This window comes from Arhodomonas sp. KWT (genome assembly GCF_010993615.1).
In genome coordinates, this window is the sequence record NZ_WNXE01000810.1 from 1 (window position 1) to 760 (window position 760).

General features: G+C 74.1%; 2 protein-coding genes. Both read right to left on the bottom strand.

The genetic code is table 11. The features are described from left to right. On the bottom strand, positions 1–242 hold a 242-nt coding region (locus G7A99_RS22580), incomplete at its 3' end, for a hypothetical protein (RefSeq protein ID WP_205600015.1). Continuing rightward, positions 239–760: hypothetical protein (locus tag G7A99_RS22585; RefSeq protein WP_163144261.1), on the bottom strand; the 522-nt coding region annotated here is incomplete at its 5' end. The genes G7A99_RS22580 and G7A99_RS22585, both read right to left, overlap by 4 nt.

The following is a 760-nucleotide window of genomic DNA, read 5'->3' on the forward strand; positions in this document are numbered from 1 at the left end:
AGCCGGAAGCGCCGGCCGTCCTCGGGCAGCTTCTGGTCCTCCGGCGCGCCGCCGCGCAGGGCGGGCACCTCGGTGCGTCCCGCGCGCTCGCGCTGCTCCGAGTCGCGCTCCTGCTCCGCCTGGCGCTGGCGCTCCAGCGAGGGATCGTAGACCGAGGGCGGCGGCGCGGTGCCGGCACGTGCCACGCCGGCGAGGACGGCGGCGGCGAGCAGCGCCGTCAGGGCTCCGGCACTCCACCTCATAGTGTGCGCTCGTCGCCATCGCGCTCCTGCCCCCCGCCATCGGCGGGACGACCCTGGAGGTTGACCGGGGGCACGAACCCCGCGTCCTGCCCGGCCGCGCCACCGGCGAACTCCGGCAGCGCCGGCAGCGGCACGACGACCCGCGTCGGTCCGGCCGCTGCCCCCTCCGTCGCCTCCGTCTCGTGAAGCTGGCGCTCCACGTGCCGCTCCGCGGACGTGCCCGTGTAGTCCACGTTGCCCTCCTCCTCGTGGTCCTCGTAGTAGTTGGGGACGATCACCCTGTAGCCCGGCCGGGCGTGCACGACGTACGCGTCCGTGCGCGTCTGCCGGCCTGTCTGCGTCAGCCAGAACGCCCGGTCGAGCTCGCGGAGCTGGACGTCGGCGCCGGCGTAGCTGGCATCGAGATTGTCGACGACGATTGCCGCCTCCCCGGTGGTGGCCCGCAGGACGTCCACGTAGGCGGCGTCCTCGAGCATGAGGTCGGTGCCGGTCATGGTGAGCGTGGTGTCATTGCTGTG